General features: G+C 70.1%; 14 protein-coding genes, 1 other RNA gene and 2 pseudogenes. 9 read left to right on the forward strand and 8 right to left on the reverse strand.

What is annotated here, in order from left to right; translation table 11 throughout:
• Positions 1-148: 148 nt before the first annotated feature.
• Together eda and yaaA are read right to left on the reverse strand one after the other, a co-directional pair.
• The gene (gene eda / locus ACFVXC_RS26275) at positions 149-793 is read right to left on the reverse strand and encodes a bifunctional 4-hydroxy-2-oxoglutarate aldolase/2-dehydro-3-deoxy-phosphogluconate aldolase (protein ID WP_389909435.1); all 645 of its coding nucleotides are present in this window, start codon (positions 791-793) and stop codon (positions 149-151) included.
• Between the two features lie 143 nt (positions 794-936).
• Positions 937-1,737, reverse strand: coding sequence for a peroxide stress protein YaaA (gene yaaA, locus ACFVXC_RS26280; RefSeq protein ID WP_389909438.1), 801 nt, complete (start codon positions 1,735-1,737; stop codon positions 937-939).
• 461 nt (positions 1,738-2,198) lie between these two features.
• Here yaaA and ACFVXC_RS26285 point away from each other — a divergent pair, with 461 nt between their 5' ends.
• Complete coding sequence (locus ACFVXC_RS26285) at positions 2,199-3,641, forward strand: RNB domain-containing ribonuclease (RefSeq protein ID WP_389909441.1); 1,443 nt, start codon at positions 2,199-2,201, stop codon at positions 3,639-3,641.
• Here ACFVXC_RS26285 and ACFVXC_RS26290 read toward each other — a convergent pair.
• Complete coding sequence (locus ACFVXC_RS26290; protein WP_389909444.1) at positions 3,592-4,509, reverse strand: hypothetical protein; 918 nt, start codon at positions 4,507-4,509, stop codon at positions 3,592-3,594. The two genes, ACFVXC_RS26285 and ACFVXC_RS26290, sit on opposite strands and share 50 nt — an antisense overlap.
• A complete protein-coding gene (locus ACFVXC_RS26295; protein WP_389910001.1) occupies positions 4,506-5,357 on the reverse strand; it encodes a MerR family transcriptional regulator in 852 nt (283 codons plus the stop codon). Before ACFVXC_RS26295 ends, ACFVXC_RS26290 begins: the two co-directional genes overlap by 4 nt.
• Positions 5,358-5,569: 212 nt before the next feature.
• Between ACFVXC_RS26295 and ACFVXC_RS26300 the strand changes: the two genes are divergently transcribed.
• On the forward strand, positions 5,570-6,148 hold the full coding sequence (locus ACFVXC_RS26300) for a Uma2 family endonuclease (protein WP_389909447.1): 579 nt from the start codon (positions 5,570-5,572) through the stop codon (positions 6,146-6,148).
• A gap of 57 nt (positions 6,149-6,205) precedes the next feature.
• An RNA gene (gene rnpB / locus ACFVXC_RS26305) (RNase P RNA component class A) lies at positions 6,206-6,615 on the forward strand.
• A 182-nt stretch (positions 6,616-6,797) separates the two neighbouring features.
• On the opposite strand, the pseudogene ACFVXC_RS26310 reads toward rnpB, so the two are convergent.
• A pseudogene (locus ACFVXC_RS26310) lies at positions 6,798-7,172 on the reverse strand (ATP-binding protein); the annotation flags it as partial.
• Between the two features lie 161 nt (positions 7,173-7,333).
• Between ACFVXC_RS26310 and ACFVXC_RS26315 the strand changes: the two are divergent.
• From ACFVXC_RS26315 to ACFVXC_RS26330, 4 genes and pseudogenes are all read left to right on the forward strand, one after another.
• Positions 7,334-8,164 (forward strand): helix-turn-helix domain-containing protein, encoded by an 831-nt coding sequence (locus ACFVXC_RS26315; RefSeq protein WP_389909449.1) that lies wholly within the window; start codon positions 7,334-7,336, stop codon positions 8,162-8,164.
• Positions 8,161-8,364, forward strand: a complete 204-nt coding sequence (locus tag ACFVXC_RS26320; protein WP_389909451.1) for a DUF397 domain-containing protein — start codon at positions 8,161-8,163, stop codon at positions 8,362-8,364. The genes ACFVXC_RS26315 and ACFVXC_RS26320 overlap by 4 nt, the downstream gene beginning before the upstream one ends.
• Positions 8,365-8,700: 336 nt before the next feature.
• Positions 8,701-9,140: pseudogene (locus ACFVXC_RS26325) on the forward strand (class I SAM-dependent methyltransferase).
• A 195-nt stretch (positions 9,141-9,335) separates the two neighbouring features.
• Complete coding sequence (locus ACFVXC_RS26330; protein ID WP_389909454.1) at positions 9,336-10,238, forward strand: hypothetical protein; 903 nt, start codon at positions 9,336-9,338, stop codon at positions 10,236-10,238.
• Between the two features lie 94 nt (positions 10,239-10,332).
• On the opposite strand, the gene ACFVXC_RS26335 is transcribed toward ACFVXC_RS26330, so the two are convergent.
• Positions 10,333-10,971, reverse strand: a complete 639-nt coding sequence (locus ACFVXC_RS26335; RefSeq protein ID WP_389909456.1) for a DUF6879 family protein — start codon at positions 10,969-10,971, stop codon at positions 10,333-10,335.
• The gene (locus ACFVXC_RS26340; protein ID WP_389909459.1) at positions 10,964-11,233 is read right to left on the reverse strand and encodes a hypothetical protein; all 270 of its coding nucleotides are present in this window, start codon (positions 11,231-11,233) and stop codon (positions 10,964-10,966) included. The genes ACFVXC_RS26335 and ACFVXC_RS26340 overlap by 8 nt, the downstream gene beginning before the upstream one ends.
• A 228-nt stretch (positions 11,234-11,461) precedes the next feature.
• Between ACFVXC_RS26340 and ACFVXC_RS26345 the strand changes: the two genes are divergently transcribed.
• Together ACFVXC_RS26345 and ACFVXC_RS26350 are read left to right on the forward strand one after the other, a co-directional pair.
• A complete protein-coding gene (locus tag ACFVXC_RS26345; RefSeq protein ID WP_389909461.1) occupies positions 11,462-11,872 on the forward strand; it encodes a hypothetical protein in 411 nt (136 codons plus the stop codon).
• Between the two features lie 8 nt (positions 11,873-11,880).
• Positions 11,881-13,998, forward strand: coding sequence for a tetratricopeptide repeat protein (locus tag ACFVXC_RS26350; RefSeq protein WP_389909464.1), 2,118 nt, complete (start codon positions 11,881-11,883; stop codon positions 13,996-13,998).
• Between the two features lie 34 nt (positions 13,999-14,032).
• Here ACFVXC_RS26350 and ACFVXC_RS26355 read toward each other — a convergent pair whose 3' ends face one another.
• Positions 14,033-14,284 carry a type II toxin-antitoxin system Phd/YefM family antitoxin gene (locus ACFVXC_RS26355; RefSeq protein ID WP_389909467.1) on the reverse strand — a complete coding sequence of 84 codons (252 nt, stop codon included), beginning with the start codon at positions 14,282-14,284 and terminating at the stop codon, positions 14,033-14,035.
• Positions 14,285-14,354 lie beyond the last annotated feature (70 nt).

The raw sequence follows: 14,354 nt of genomic DNA on the forward strand, positions 1-14,354 counted from the left end.
GGCCGCGGGGGGGGCCGGCCCGCCCGCCCCCCCCCGCCCCGGGCGGCGGGGCGCGCGCCGCCCGGGCGCGCGGGCCCCCCCCCCGCCACCCGCCCCCACCGGCCCGCGGATGCGCACGCGCGTCAGGCCCCCGGCGCGGGATCCGGGATCAGCGCAGGGCCGCCGCCTCGCGGGCCAGCGCCTCGATCCGGCCCCAGTCCTTCGCGGCGACCGCGTCCGCGGGAAGCATCCAACTGCCGCCCACGCAGCCGACGTTCTTCAGTGCGAGGTACGACGGCGCGGAGGCGAGGCCGATGCCGCCCGTCGGGCAGAAGCGGGCCTGCGGGAGCGGTCCGCCGAGCGACTTGAGGTAGGCGGTCCCGCCGGCGGCCTCCGCCGGGAAGAACTTCATCTCGTGCACGCCGCGCTCAAGCAGCGCCACGACCTCGGAGGTCGTCGAGACTCCCGGCAGGAACGGCACCCCGGACGACTTCATCGCGGCGAGCAGCGTGTCCGTCCACCCCGGGCTGACCAGGAAGCGGGCCCCGGCGTCCACGGAGTCCGCGACGCCCTGGGGCGAGATGACGGTGCCCGCGCCGACCACCGCGTCCGGCACCTCCGCGGCGATGGCCCGGATCGCGTCGAGCGCGGCCGGCGTCCGCAGCGTCACCTCGATCGCGGGCAGCCCGCCCGCGACCAGGGCGCGCGCCAGCGGCACGGCGTCGGCGACATCCTCCACGACGACTACGGGGACGACGGGGGCCAGATCGAGCACGGAGGCGGAGGCGGAAGCCGCGGCGGAGGGGGAAGTCATGGCTGCATCCTGCCTCGGCGCATGCAGCATGCGCAAAGGGCGTTGCGCATGCTGCAACCGAAGTTCGTGGCCCGTAGCCCGTAGCCCGAAGTCGGAGGCCCGCAGCCCGTAGCTCGAAGCTTGAGGTCCGAAGATCAAGAAGGTCAGTGGATCTCCCGGACCACCACGTCCAGCGCCCACGCCCTGCCCGCCTTGGCGGGCGCCTCGCCCTCCACCACGTGCCCGAGGTCCCGCAGCGCCTCGACCAGTTCGGCCGGGTCCTTCGGCTGGGTGCCGGTCTCCAGGAGGGAGCGGACGATCCGGCCCTTCGTCGCCTTGTTGAAGTGCGAGACGACGGAACGCTTCTCGACGCCGTCGACCAGCTGCGCGTGCAGCACCCGCACCGTCGCCGTCCGGTCCGCGACCTCGCCCTTCGGCTTCCACGCGGCCGTGTACGCCGATGAACGCAGGTCCAGTACGAGACCGTCGCCCGCCGCGTCGGGCATCGCCGAGGCCATCGGCGTACGCCAGTAGGAGCCCAGTGCGCCGAGGCCCGGCAGCTTCACGCCCATCGAGCAGCGGTAGGAGGGGATGCGGTCGGTGACGCCGACGGCACCCCAGAGGCCGGAGAAGACGAGGAGCGAGCGGGCCGCGCGGCGCTTGGCGGCGGCGTCCAGGGTGGCGAGGTCGAGGGCGTCGTACAGAACGCCGGTGTAGATCTCCCCCGCGGGGCGCGCGCCCGCCGTGCGGAGCTCGGTGTTCTTCGCGACCTCACCACGCAGGCCCTCGCTGAGCCCCAGTACGACACGGGCCTTCTCCTCGTCCGCCACGCAGAGGTCGACCAGCTCGTCGAGAACGGCCTGCCTCGCGTCCGCGAGCGCCGGCAGGGAGAGCGACTCCGGCTTCAGGGGGGCACCGCGGCCGGAGGGCGCCTTGCCTTCGGAGGGCGGCAGCAGGACGAGCATGGGTCTCCTTCGGAGGTCAACGGGGCGGGGGTGCGGCCCCGCGCCAGGGTAATCGTCCCCGCACCCCGCACCCCGCACCCGCGCACAGGCCTCGCGTCCCCGGCAGCCACCCACGCTCCCGCAGCCGCGCGACGCACATGAGGGGACGGGACGTGCCGGTACGTCCGCCCGGAGCACGGCTCGGCTCGCAGGACTCCGGCGCCGAAGTGACGCCGCGACCGCATGCGGACGGCGAGGACGGACGTACCGGTGCGGCCCCCGCCCGGAACAACGAGGCGCCCCACAGCGGCGAAGCGACCGGGACCGCGCAGGCGCGCCCCACCTCCCACCCGCGAAGCGACCGGGACCGCGCAGGCGCGCCCCACCTCCCACCCGCGAAGCGACCGGGACCGCGCAGGCGCGCCCCACCTCCCGCCATCTCCCACCATGCCGCTCCGCCCCACCCCGCCTACGCTCGACCCATGCCCCGTCGCCATCTCCGCGTGTCCGGCGCAGCCGAAGCTCCGTTGCGGGGCGCGCTGTGTGAGCTGCGTACGAAGTTGGAGGTTCCCGGCGCGTTCCCCGCGGACGTCCTCGCCGACGCCGAGCGGGCCCTCGCCGACCCGCGCCTGCCCGCACACGACGCGACCGACATCCCCCTCTTCACCATCGACCCGCCCACCTCCGTCGACCTCGACCAGGCGATGCACCTGTCCCGGCGGCAGGGCGGCGGCTTCCGGGTGCGGTACGCCATCGCCGACGTCGCCGCGTACGTCACACCGGGCGCGCCGCTCGACACGGAGGCCCACCGGCGCGTCACCACCCTCTACTTCCCCGACGAGAAGGTGCCGCTGCACCCCACCTCGCTGAGTGAGGGGGCGGCCAGTCTCCTGCCGGGCCAGGACTGTCCCGCCGTCCTGTGGACGATCGACCTCGACACGGAGGGGCGCGCCGTATCCACCGACGTGCGCCGCGCCCTCGTACGCAGCCGCGCCAAGCTCGACTACGACGGTGTGCAGCGGACCATCGACGACGGCACCGCCGAGGAGGCACTCGCGCTGCTCGGCGACATCGGGCGGCTCCGCGAGCGGCTGGAGGTCGAGCGGGGTGGCATCTCCCTCAACGTGCCCGAGCAGGAGATCGTCGAGCAGAACGGGGTGTACGAACTCGACTTCCGCGCCACGCTCCCCGCCGACGGCTGGAACGCCCAGATCTCCCTCCTCACCGGCATGGCGGCCGCCGAGCTGATGATCCAGTCGGGCGCCGGAGTCCTGCGCACCCTGCCCACCGCCCCCGACGGCGCCGTCGGCCGCCTGCGACGTACCGCGAAGGCCCTGAAGGTCGACTGGCCGCACCACGTCCCGTACGCGGAGCTCGTCCGCTCCCTCGACCCGCGTGAGCCCCACCACACCGCGTTCCTCCAGGAGTGCACCACGCTCCTGCGCGGCGCCGGCTACACCGTGTTCAGCGGCGGCGACGTCCCCGACCTCACCACGCACGCCGCCGTCGCCGCCCCCTACGCCCACTGCACGGCCCCGCTCCGCCGCCTCGTCGACCGTTACGCCGCCGAGCTGTGCCTGGCGGCCGTCGCCGGGGACGAGCCGCCGGAGTGGGTGCTCGCCGCGCTGCCCGACCTGCCCAAGGAGATGGCGGACGGGACGCGGCGCGGCAACACCGTGGAGCGGGAGTGCGTGGACCTCGTCGAGGCCGCCCTGCTCAAGGACCGGGTCGGCGAGCTCTTCGACGGGGTGGTGGTGGACGTACAGGAGCGTGAACCGTCCGTCGGTACCGTCCAGTTGACCGACCCCGCGATCGTCGCCCGCATCGAGGGCGGCACGGACGCTCTTCCGCTGGGGGAGCGGCTGCGGGTGCGGCTCACGCAGGCCGACCCCGGGGCGGCGGAGGTGCGGTTCGCGCCCGCGTGAGTTCCAGGGCCTGATCGAGGGCGGCCCGCAGCTTCGCCGGGTCGTCGGAGTGCAGCCGTACCGTCGTCACCGGCTGCCGCCCGCCGAGGAATCCCACCGCCGTGACGGGCTCCGTCAGCTCCAGCGTGAGGGAGGTCTGCGCGGCGACGGGAATGTTGAGCACCCCGTCGGCCGCCTCGTGCGTGAAGCGCCGCTCACCGCTCACGGAGGCGATCCGCTCCAGCGGTATCCGCAGGTCACGATGGGCGCCGTGGCGTACGCGGAGCGCGTCGGCGGACAGCACGTGCGGCCGCGTCACGGAGGCCGCGTGCACGCCGAGCATCAGGACCACGGTGTAGACGTCCACGACGAGCATCACCGCGTGGACCGCGGGCCAGCTCCGCAGCAGCAGGGCCATCCCGATGGTCTCGACGACGCAGACGAAGACGAGGCCGTAGAGCATCGCGGCCTGATCACGGGCGTGCCCGAACGCCAGATCCCCCTCGCGCACACCGTGCCGCCGCCGGGCCACCCACAGCCCGAGACTGCCGAACACCCGCAGCTCGTGCCCGAGGATCCCGCGCACCGGCCCCGGCACGACCTCCCGGACCGCCGCGCGCCCGCCCCGCCGGTACAGGACCGCGAGCCCCACGCCCTCCACGACGAGCACCGCCACGGCGAAGGCCTCCACGCCGATGAGTACGTTCGTGGGGAGCGGGGCGCCGGTCAGCAGGCAGACGACGAGGACGAGTTCGAGGGGTACGACCACCCAGGCGAGACCGCGCACGACCTTCGCCAGCCGACGTCCGTGCACGACCTTCGCCAGCTGACGGCCGTGCGCGCCCTTCTCCAGCTGATGGCCGCGCATCAGGCCCCTACGGCCCCTCACCGCGCACCCCGCTCCATGAGCAGCCGCATCCCACGGCGTACGGCCTCCGCCTGCGCGGGAGCGAAGTCGGCGAAGAAGGCTTCGAGGAAGCGGTCGCCGCCGCCCCTGCCGAGCCCGCCGCCCCTGCCGAGCCCGCCGCCCCCGCCGAGCCCGTCGGCCACGGCCCGCGCGCCCTCGGCTCCCAGCTCCTCCAGGAGGGAGTCGGGCAGCGCGTCGGCGAGCGCCCGGGCCGCTTCGTCGACCGCCGGATCGGCGATGTCGGTGTCCGCGAGTGCGTCGAGCAGCGCGTACACCTCGTGCGCGCGCTCCACCGCCTCCGGCGTGGCCAGCGCGGGGCGCATCGCGGCCAGCAGCCTGTCGCGGTACTCCGGGGGCGCGGTGGTGTCGATCAGGGCGAGCAGCTCCCGGTCCTTCGCGGCCATCGCGGACTCGGGCCCTTCGCGGCCGACGTCGGTGCGGGCCACCTCGGCGAAGAACTCGCTCAGTTCGGGGGAGACGGGCCCTTCGGCGGACAGCACCCCGCGCTCCGCACCGTCAAGGAGTACCCGCAGCCGCTCCCGCCGCCCGCGGATCGCGGCCTCCTGCCGGGCGAGGTCGGCGTCCAGCTCGGCGAGCACCTCGGCGAGCTCGCGCCCCGCGTCGTCCGCGAGCACGTCCCGCACCTCGGCGAGGCCCAGGCCCAGCTCGGTGAGCCGCCGGATCCGGGCGAGCGCGACGGCGTGCCGCAGCCCGTACTCCCGATAGCCGTTGGCCCGCCGCTCGGGCTCGGGGAGCAGCCCGAGGTGGTGATAGTGCCTGATGGCCCGCGTGGTGACGCCGACGATCCCGGCGAGCTCTCCGATCCGCATCCCGCTCCTCCCGCTCATGAGGCCAGTAGAAACGTTGACGCTGCGGCAAGGTCAAGCGGCGCCGGGCCGGGACCCGCCGGGCGGGCGAAGCCTGACGCCCGCCCGGAGACCTCGTCCCCTATCGAGGGAACAACTTCGGACCTCCGGGCGACGCATCAAGCGGTGTCCCAGTCTGGCCGGAGTCTGTCGAGCGACGGAGGAGGGAGCGTGACATGGCCGATCTGGCGCACGAGGCGGTCACAGGGCCAGAGATTCTGCTGCAGGGCTTCTTGGGCCTGGACACCCCTGAGGGATTCCGGGCGCAGCTGATCGAGGGGGAGATTGTCGTTACGCCACCGCCGGACGGACACCACGAGGACTTGCTCGGGCTGGTCGTAAGCCAGATCTACAGGCGTGCCAGGACCGATATGTGCTTCTCGGGGAACAAGGGGTTGAAGCTGATGGGCGGGGGCGCCGGTCCGGAGAACCATGCCATCCCGGACGGCACGTTCGCACCCAGGGAGCTACGGCTCTTCCGCGGCGCCGACCCCTGGATGCCATGCAATGGCGTCGGCATGGTGGTCGAGGTGACGGACACCCGGCCGCAGTTGGACCGCGAAGCCAAGCGCCGCTGCTACGCCCGCGGCGGCATCCCCCTCTACCTGCTCATCGACCGCGAGGGCTCCTCGGTGACGCTGTTCAGCGACCCGGAGGGGGACGACTACCGCCAGCACTGCACGCTCCCCTTCGGCAAGGCAGTGGCCCTCCCGGAACCGTTCGGCTTCGAGCTGGAGACCGTGGAGTTCGACTGAGGGCGGCAGCGGGCCTGAGCCCCGGCTCATGCCGGGTAGCATGGTCGGCACGGCAGACGAGCCGGGCGGACGGCCGCGTGAAGCTCCCCTCACCAGGGGCTCTTCCCGAGGAACGTCCGGGCTCCACAGGGCAAGGTGGTGGCTAACGGCCACCCGGGGTGACCCGCGGGACAGTGCCACAGAAAACAGACCGCCGGAGGCCTCGGCCTCCGGTAAGGGTGAAACGGTGGTGTAAGAGACCACCAGCGCCTGAGGTGACTCAGGCGGCTAGGTAAACCCCACCTGGAGCAAGGTCAAGAGGGGCCCTGGAAACAGGACCCTGCGCGGATGATCGAGGGCTGCCCGCCCGAGTCCGCGGGTAGACCGCACGAGGTCCGCAGCAATGCGGACCCTAGATGGATGGCCGTCTCCCCGGCCGCCGCGAGGCGACCGGGCGACAGAACCCGGCGTACAGCCCGACTCGTCTGCCGCTATCTGCGGCTTTGCCGTGGGGAGGGGTTCCTGATCTGCGGAGATGCGTCTCTTCTGACGCGGGGACCAGCGCATGGAGTGGCGGGCTCTCCCGGACTTCCTGCATGTGCAAATCCGCCCACACCGTCTTGCCCGGTGCGGCACGGCGAGGGCTGACGCCCCAGTCGTCCGCGAGGGCGGTTACGAGAAGCAGGCCCCGGCCGGACTCTGACAGCGAGTCGGTCGCCGGAGGGTCGGTGGGAAGCTGCTTCTCAGCGCGGGTGTCGGTCACCTCGATGCGAACGATGCCCTCGTCCAGGGTGAGGCGGAGGTGGAAGTCCCGGCCGGGGACGTGGCCGTGTTGTACGGCGTTGGCGGCGAGTTCGGCCGTGATGAGGGTGAGCGTCTCGTTGGCCGAGGTCGTGTAGGGATGGCCCCAGTCGTTAAGGCGGTGCGAGACGAGTCGGCGGGCCAGGCGGGCACCGCGCGGCGTGGAAGTGAAGCGCATGGTGAACTCGCGTTCGGGTGCGGAGCGCTGTGGCATATGCCCGTTCGGGGGAGTTGCTGACTTCATAAGGTCAACGGTCGCGGACTCTGCGTAGCGTTGACCAGGAGTGATGCGCTGACGGGTACGAGCTGTACGCGCGGGCGGCGCGCTTGTACCTGGTGTTGGGCGTAACCGGTTCCCGGGCCCCGAGTTGGCCGACTGGGCGGTTGCACGAGAGGAGCTGCGGCGTGGACGACGAGGTTCAACAGTCGGAGTACGAGGTCGGAACGGGCATGCTGTGCGTGTTCGGACGGCAGTTGAAGCTGTTCCGGGAGCGGGAGGGGATGGACCGGGCGAGGCTCGGGTCGCTGACCGGGTATTCGGCCTCGACGGTCGCGTCGTTCGAGCAGGCGAGACGCATCCCACCGCCGAAGTTCATCGATCAGGCGGATGAAGTGCTCGATTCCGGCGGGGTGTTGAGCGCGAGCAAGGAGGAGGTGGCTCGGGCTCAGTATCCGGCGTTCTTCCGGGACGCGGCCAAGTTGGAGGCCGAGGCGGTTGAGCTTCATGTGTACGACACCCACGTGGTCAACGGCCTGTTGCAGACAGAGGAGTACACGCGGGCTTTGCTGGGAATGCGCCGCCCACTGCTGGACGAGGCGACTATCGAGCAGCGCGTTGCAGCGCGGCTTGTACGACAGGAGATCATCGGCAGGTGGCCTGCCCCGTTGTTGAGCTTCGTCATGGAAGAGCCGGTTGCGCGGCGGCCACTCGGCGGTGAGCATGTGTGGCGCGGGCAGCTTGAACAGCTGCTTTTGCTCGGTACGAAGCGAAACGTCGAGCTTCAGGTGATGCCGCTCGACCGCGAGGACAATGCTGGTGTCGATGGCGCTTTCACCTTGCTGATGCCGAGGCAGGGGCAGCAGGTCGGTTACATGGAGGCTCAAGGCCGAAGCACACTGGTCACGGAGCGAGACGCGGTCCATGCGCTGTCGGCGCGCTATGGGATCATCCGAGCGCAGGCTCTCACCCCGAGTGAGTCCCTGGCCTTCATCGAGGAGCTGTTGGGAGAGAGATGAACGCTGAAGCAAAGCGCGGTCCCGCGCCTGCACTTGTCTGGGTCAAGAGCAGCTACAGCGGCGCTGAGGGTGGCCAGTGCGTCGAAATAGCCACTTGCCCCGGCAAGGTCCATATCCGCGACTCTAAAGACACGACCCGCGCCCCCCTAGCCGTACAACCCACGGCATGGGCCGCCTTCGTCGAGTTCGCGGCACTCTGATCGAGGCAGAGTCCTCGGTAGGCAGGACGGACCCGCCCCGCGTTGGCGCCGGACGGCTAGTCCGACCTCATCCGTGGCGTGGTGGACGAGCGGCTCCGTGCGCAGGCCGTCACGCGTCGGTGCCCCGCTCCGACCTCAGAGCAGGGCGCCGACCCGCGAAGTTCTCGGGGGATGTCTTGGTTCGCCGGGAGGCCAGTGAGCGTGGTCATGCGTCGGGTTCCCTTGGAGAGTGCTCTGCCGTCCCGATCCGTGAGTGCAACCCTCGTCTTGCCGACCTGATGAGGTTCTGCGCGCCGCACGTTCATAGCCACAGCGGCCCTGCGAAGAGGAATCGCCTTGCCCGCACAACACGACATCGCCGCCGAGACGGAGTTGTGGGACACGTACGCCGCTTCCGCCTTCAAGGACGACGCGGAGACGAACTTCTGCTGGACCCAGTACGCCGGTCACGGACCCGGCCCGGAACTGCTCGGCGCCCCGCGTTCCGTCCTTGAGATCGGCTGTGGCACCGGCCGTGCCCTCGCCTACCTCGCTCGACGTGGTGTCGCTGCCCGGGGCATTGACCTCTCTCCCGTCATGGTCGAGAGGAGCACCACGAAATGGGCCGGTACCGGCGCGGAGTTCGTGTGCTCCGAGGTGCTGGCGTACCTGAGCGAGGACAAGTCTGGGAGCGCCTACTCACCCGGGCCGGGTTCGCCACGGCCGAGGCGCGGATCCTCGACGCGCCGCACCCTGGGCACATCGGGACGCTCCTCGTACGCGCGGTTGCTCCATGACGGACCTCGGTCGAACGGTCGTGGACTCCGCGTAGTCGAACAGGAACGCCGGACTGACGGATGTTGGCTGTACGTATCGGGGGCCCTCGTGATGGACCCAGCGCGCACGCCAACGTCGTTCACATTCGCAGGCCGTGCTGTAAGTGCCTTACGCGGTACGGCCTTTGGAGCGCGGAGCTGCCGTAGGTTCCTGCCATGAAACAGGGCAAAGACATCGAGAATCCCGAGTCGCGCTTCTCCGCGGTGCTGCTGGCGGCAGCAAAGCTCCCGGGTGTGCGTATCAATAGGGAGGCTTACCTGCGAAGTGCGCTGGCTCGTCACTGCTCCGAGGATGACATCCGAAGAGCGGTGGAAGAGACTCCCGCTGCCGCGGGCATCACTGTCGAGATTCTCGACAAACTGGCCAACGACTCCATCCGCTTCGAAACCGGCAAGGTCAGTGCTCTCTCCGCGGCTGCCGGGATACCCGGCATCCTCGCCCTTCCCGTCACTGTGCCCGCCGACGTGGCTCAGTACTTCGGCCACATGGTGCGTATCGCGCAGAAACTCGCGTACCTCTACAGCTGGCCCGATCTGTTCTCCGACGACGGCGATGATGTCGATGACGCGACCATGGGAGTGCTCACGCTGTTCTTCGGCGTGATGTTCGGGACCCAGTCGGCGAACGCCGCTGTGGGGAAGGTCGCGGGGTTGATATCGGAGCAGGTCGCCAAGAAGCTGCCCCAGAAGGCACTCACCCAGGGTGTCGTCTACCCGATAGTGAAGAAGGTCGCGGCTTACCTCGGCGTCCAGATGACGAAGCAGTCCTTCGCGAAGACCGTCTCGAAGGCCATCCCTCTCATCGGGGCCGCTGTCTCCGGCGGGCTCACTTTCGCGACCTACCTGCCGATGGCCAAGAGGCTCAAAAGGCACCTCGCCGGCTTGCCACTGGCGACACCGTCGCACCGAGTCGTACGTGTGGATGATGCGGATGGGGAAGTCGTCGTAGAGCACGGGCCTTTCGCCGCGGCGCACGCTGGACAGCATGGCGCGGACGCCACCGACATCAAGCCGGAGAGCGGAGAAACCTCAGCTCAGACAACGCAAGCGCCCTCCTGAACGGCGAGGGGTGGTCGACGTGGCGGGCGTCTCGACATCGCAGGGGGCGGTGATCTGGTGGGGCGAAGCCTCGCTCGTCACCTTGCCTTGTTGGTCACCGCGTACCGCGGAAACCTGCCGGAGCACTGGACACCCGGGGCGGGGCCAAGGGGGCGACCTCCCGGTCGAAGAAATCGTGGAACCCCTCACCCCGCTCGTACAGCGCATCGAATCCGGCGTTCGTTTCCCGGATCAGTGAGTTGTCCGTGCAGCGGTTGGCCCCGGCTGGATTTCCGTCCTCGTCGTAAACGACCTCATACATGACCGCATCGCCGAGAATTACTACTTCCGGAACCGGGCGAATCCGCTCGATGCTCGAAATGTCGCGCGCGTCGAGAATCTTGATGTCGTCACCCAGTTCCACGCGTACGCGCAGGACGAACAACTCCCATTGCACATACGGCGTGATCGGGAATTCAACGACGCGAAGGCGGCGGTGCGTGACGCCCATTCGCGATGCCTTGTGGAGTTCCTGGGCGTATTCCTCGCGCCTTTCCTCGGCCAGAGAAAGGGCCCGCTGCCAGTCGCCGTCGGCGAACGCCTCCCAGCTTGGGAAGCCGCGTTCCTTGAAATTCTGGCCGCGCTCAAGCTTGTTGAGAAAGCCGATCCCGTCGGCGTACACCCGGCCCAAGTCCGCGTGGTACGTGGGACGGTCCAGGCGTTCGGAGGCGCCGACGGGGAAGGAATCAAACACTGGGGATGTCCGGTTTCGCGGCGATGAGCATGTTCCTGGGGATGACCACGAGGCGTTCGTCCGAACCGATCGAGACCCCGTCGGGCAGGTTCTTGGCGAGTGACTGGGTGAGGTCGCGGCCGATGACAGCGATGTCACCATTGGCGAGTTCCCAGATGTCGGGGCAGTCAGGAGTTCCGGTTGTATTTCCGAGTTCCTGGGGCGTTTTTCCCAGACGCTTTTTAAAAGTCGTGTCCGGATCTGCTTCCCAAGGTCTGACCATTTCCGTCGCCCCCTCGATCGGTCGGAAGGGTTCACTGTAGCGTGCAACATGCTTGCCTGGCCATGTGTCAGACCCGGTCCGCAGGGGTAATGGCGAGGATTAGTCCATGCTTGTCCCGTGTCGCTCGGGCGTGGAATGATGTTGATTGGAAAGAAAATCATGTAAACGCTTAGCGGGTACGTTTTTTCTGGCGTGTTGTCGGATAATCGGGTGAATGGAGGGGCGGTTGTGGACCCGGAAGTGACATCGCTCGCACAGAGCGCGGGAACCACCTTGGTCACGTTGATGGCAGCGGATGCCTGGCAGCGCACACGTGACGGGTTCACGCAGCTCTGGCGCCGGACGCAGCCGGAACGGGCCGGGACCGTGGCCGCCGAGTTGGACGCAGGCCGTGAGGATGTGCTGGCTGCCGTGGCGGCGCACGACCAGGAGACTCTGGACGAACTGCGTCTGCAGTGGCAAGGGTTCTTACGGCGTCTGATCGTCGCCCGGCCCGCCGCCGCCGAAGAGCTGCGCCGGTTGCTGGACGAACTCGATCCCGACGGCTCCGCGGCCCGACAGGTCACCCAGCACGCCACCGCTTCCGGCCAGGGCCGGGTCTACCAAGCGGGACGAGACCAGCACATCGCAGAGCGATGACGGGTGGCATGGACGGTCATGCCGAGGACCGCGGACGGGTCTTCCAGTCATCCGGCGACCAGCACATCAACGAGCACCACCACTACGGCGCTGACGGCCCTGAGCCCAGCGGCCCGGACTCGGTGCGACGACCGGCGGTGGGGCGGCCTCCCGTCGTCCTGCGTGATCGCAGCGAGGTGATGGAACGTCTGCGGGTGAGCGTCGGGGCGGGGCGCGGCGGCGAGGTCTACGTGCTCTACGGCATGGGCGGCTCGGGCAAGACGGCGGTCGCGTGCACCCTCTTCCAGGAGGTTGCCGCCGAACAGGGCCGGGCAGCTCTGTGGGTCAACGCCGCCGACCGTGCGAGCCTGCGCGGCGGCATGCTGGCCGTGGCCGCCGACCGAGGGGCGGGCGACGGCGAACTGCTGGCCGCCCGCAACGGCCTCCGTCCCGCGGCCGATCTCGTCTGGCGGTATCTCGACCGCTCCGCCGAGCCCTGGCTGCTGGTCCTCGACAATGCCGACGAGCCGGAGATCCTGCGGGGCGACAGCTGGCTGCGTACCAGCCCGCGCGGCATCGTCGTGGTGACCACGCGCCGGGCGGCGGCACGCTGGTGGCCGGGAGCCGAACTCCAGCACATCGGCGTACTGCCACGGGAGGACGCCGCTCTCGTGCTGCGCGACCTCGCCCCGCACAGCGGTACGACGGAGCAGGCGGCGCGGGTCGCGGACCGGCTCGGGCGGCTGCCGCTCGCCCTCACCCTGGCCGGAGGCTTCCTCTCCCACCAGGTGCTCGACCCCTGGACGATGGACGCCTACGGACACCATCTCGACGGAGACGAACGGGTCGAGTTGATCGACCGCGGGGCCGAGGCCCTGTCCGAAGCGGACCCGCGGCGTCTGGTCGGCCTGACCTGGCAGCTGACCCTGGACACGTTCGAGGCGCGCGGGCTGCCCGAAGCGGCGGCCCTGCTCAGACTGCTGGCCCGGTTCGCCGCCGAACCCCTGCCGCTGACTCTGCTCAACCACGCCGACATCGGCGCCGTACTGCCTCGTGCCCGAACCGAGACAGCCCTCAGAGCCCTCCTCGACCAGTCGCTGTCCGAGCTGGTCGATGCCGCCGGCGCGCGCTGCGTGCAGAGCCACGGCGTCCTGCTCGACAGCGTCTCGACGGCGACCCCCGCGGACCTGGTGCCCGTCCTCGACACGGCGGCCGTCCGACTGCTCGACGCGGCCGTGCCCGGCGTACCCGACGCCGGGCCGCACGAGCCGCGGTTGCGCCTGCTGGTCCCTCATGCGCTGGCCCTGCTGCGGCGCGTCGGCGAGCCCTCGGCCGCCGCCGACGCCCTGGCCGTGGCGACGCGGCTTTCGGTCGCTCTGCACCGGACCGGTGACTACCTCTCGGCCTGGGAGACCTCCCGAACCGCGGCGGACCTCGCACAGCGACTGCTCGGCGCGGAGGACCGCAGGGTCCTGGCCGCCCGTTCCAGGGCCGGGCGGGCGCTGTTCCGGCTGGGCAGGTTCGCGGAGGCCGAGTCGTTGCTCCGCGAAGTCCGTAGCGCTCAAGAGGGCTTGTTCGGGGCGGACGACCCCGACACCCTGGACACCTCCTACGGCCTTCAGCTCGTGCTGGCGAACCTCGGGAGACGAGAGGAGTCGGTCACGCTGCTCGGCGCCACCGTCGACGGTCGGTCCGCGGCGTTGGGCCCCGAGCATCCGCTGACCCTGCGCGCCCGCGCCAGCCTGCTGGAGATGCTGCCCGCGGCCGAGGTGGTCACCCGGGAGGGCGGTGCGCTGCTCTCGTTGCCCGCGGAGTGCGACCGGGTCCTCGGCCCCGATCACACGGTGACACTGGGCGCCGGGCACAACCACGCGTGGGCGCTGTATCTCCTGGGCCGGTTCGACGAGGCCGACAGTGAGATCCGGCTGGTCACCGAAGCGTATGTGCGGCGCTTCGGGCCGGAGTACCCGCTCGTGCTCGCGGCCCGGCAGTTGTTCTCCCGGACCCGGGCCGCGCTCGGTCAGGTGGATGAGGCGATCGAGCTGATGACCGATGTCGTCGCGCGGAGGGAACGCGGCCTGGGCCCCGAGCACCCCTTCACGGTCGCGGGGAAGCGGCTCCTGGACACGTACCGGTCGGGCCGATGAGGTGACGGCGCGTGCCGCAAGGGGAACGGTGGTTTCAGTAGCGGTAGCGGGCCTCGGTGGCCACGGCCGCGCCTGCCCTGTCCCGTGCGACGGCTTCCATAAGGTTTTGCGCGTTGGCGGGGGAGCGCAGCAGGTAGACGGTCTCCTGCCAGGAGTCGTAGTCCTCGGCGGACATCATCACCGCGTCGCCGCTCTTGGAGCTGATGCGTACGGGAGTGTGGTCGTCGTTGACGCGCTTGATGAGTGCAAAGAGATCCTTGCGGGCCTCACTGGCACTTATCGTCATTTACGACACCTCATTCCAAGTAGTACCGGAAAACGGTACCGCGCTGGTACGTGATTCTGTTATCGGCGGT

Origin of the sequence: Streptomyces sp. NPDC058257, assembly GCF_042881845.1 — a bacterium.
In the GTDB taxonomy this organism is placed as follows: domain Bacteria; phylum Actinomycetota; class Actinomycetes; order Streptomycetales; family Streptomycetaceae; genus Streptomyces.

Coding starts and splice junctions, on each gene's coding strand:
- ACFVXC_RS26300 (WP_389909447.1), top strand. CDS start 5,570: ATGGCCGATCTGGCGCACGAGGCGGTCACAGGGCCAGAGATTCTGCTG.
- ACFVXC_RS26295 (WP_389910001.1), bottom strand. CDS start 5,357: ATGCGGATCGGAGAGCTCGCCGGGATCGTCGGCGTCACCACGCGGGCC.
- ACFVXC_RS26330 (WP_389909454.1), top strand. CDS start 9,336: ATGAAACAGGGCAAAGACATCGAGAATCCCGAGTCGCGCTTCTCCGCG.
- yaaA (WP_389909438.1), bottom strand. CDS start 1,737: ATGCTCGTCCTGCTGCCGCCCTCCGAAGGCAAGGCGCCCTCCGGCCGC.
- ACFVXC_RS26340 (WP_389909459.1), bottom strand. CDS start 11,233: ATGGTCAGACCTTGGGAAGCAGATCCGGACACGACTTTTAAAAAGCGT.
- ACFVXC_RS26350 (WP_389909464.1), top strand. CDS start 11,881: ATGGACGGTCATGCCGAGGACCGCGGACGGGTCTTCCAGTCATCCGGC.
- ACFVXC_RS26285 (WP_389909441.1), top strand. CDS start 2,199: ATGCCCCGTCGCCATCTCCGCGTGTCCGGCGCAGCCGAAGCTCCGTTG.
- eda (WP_389909435.1), bottom strand. CDS start 793: ATGACTTCCCCCTCCGCCGCGGCTTCCGCCTCCGCCTCCGTGCTCGAT.
- ACFVXC_RS26355 (WP_389909467.1), bottom strand. CDS start 14,284: ATGACGATAAGTGCCAGTGAGGCCCGCAAGGATCTCTTTGCACTCATC.
- ACFVXC_RS26320 (WP_389909451.1), top strand. CDS start 8,161: ATGAACGCTGAAGCAAAGCGCGGTCCCGCGCCTGCACTTGTCTGGGTC.